The 1308-nt window shown below is 74.6% G+C and carries 1 protein-coding gene; it reads left to right on the plus strand.

From position 1 onward, the window contains the following. Positions 1–1185 (plus strand): ABC transporter ATP-binding protein (locus tag KS423_RS45595; protein ID WP_224285530.1); only part of this gene is annotated, 1185 nt, incomplete at its 5' end. Positions 1186–1308: the final 123 nt, after the last annotated feature.

Consider the following 1308-nt stretch of genomic DNA (forward strand, 5'->3'; position numbering starts at 1 on the left):
CGCTGCTCCGCGGCCGAGCCCGCCCTGGAGGGGGCGGACGGCCACCGGTCGGCGTGCGTACGGTCGGCGGAACTCGCCGAGCGGCGGCCCGCGCCGGCCGAGGTCTACCCCGTCCCGGAGCTGCCCGCCGCCGTCGGCCCCGGCGACCGCGCCGCCCTGGCACCGGTGCTGTCGGTGAGCGGCCTCGGAAAGACCTTCCCGCTCCTCAAGGGCACGGTGTTCAAGCGCAAGGTCGGCGAGGTCTACGCGGTGGACGGCGTCGACCTGGACCTGCGGGAGGGCGAGACCCTCGGCCTGGTCGGGGAGTCCGGCTCCGGCAAGTCCACCACGCTGTTCGAACTGCTGCGGCTCGGTGCCCCGGAGACCGGCCGGATCGAACTGCTCGGCCGGGACACCGCGACGCTCACCCGGGCCGAGGCCCACCGCCTCCGCGCCCAGGTGCAGATCGTCTTCCAGGACCCGATGGCCAGCCTCGACCCCCGCATGCCGGTCGGTGACATCGTCGCCGAACCGCTGCTCGCCCAGCGCACCCCGCGCGAGGAGACCGCCCGCCGGGTGCCCGAGCTGCTGCGCCAGGTCGGCCTCGACCCGGAGCACGCCGACCGCTACCCGCACCAGTTCTCCGGCGGCCAGCGCCAGCGCGTCTCGATCGCCCGGGCGCTCGCCGTCCGGCCCAGGCTGCTGGTGCTGGACGAACCGGTCTCCGCGCTGGACGTCTCCATCCAGGCCGGGGTGCTCAACCTGCTCCAGACGCTCAAGGCCGAGCTGGGCCTGTCCTACCTGTTCGTCTCGCACGACCTCTCGGTGATCCGGCACCTCGCCGACCGGGTCAGCGTGATGTACCTCGGCCGGACGGTCGAGCAGGGCGAGGTCTCCGCCGTCTTCGACCGCCCCCGCCACCCGTACACCCGCGCCCTGCTCTCCGCCGTCCCGCTCCCCGACCCCGCCGCCGAGCGCGCCCGCGACCGCGTCCTGCTGGCCGGCGACCCTCCCCCGCCCACCGAGCGCCGCACCGGCTGCGTCTTCCGCACCCGTTGCCCGCGCTACGCCGGGCTCACGGCCCCGGCGGACCGGGCCCGCTGCGAGCAGGAGCGGCCGGCCCTGGTCGGCGGCGCGCAGGGGGCGGACCACCAGGCGGCCTGCCACCACCCGGAGCCGACGGCCGGAGGCGGTCGCGCACAGTAACCATTCGAACGCGATTCGGTGGATCGGGTCGGCGCCGTGTAAAGTCTTCGACGTCAGCAAGCGCCGCTAGCTCAGTTGGTTAGAGCAGCTGACTCTTAATCAGCGGGTCCGGGGTTCGAGTCC

Origin of the sequence: Streptomyces sp. LS1784, assembly GCF_020103755.1 — a bacterium.
Lineage (GTDB): Bacteria > Actinomycetota > Actinomycetes > Streptomycetales > Streptomycetaceae > Kitasatospora.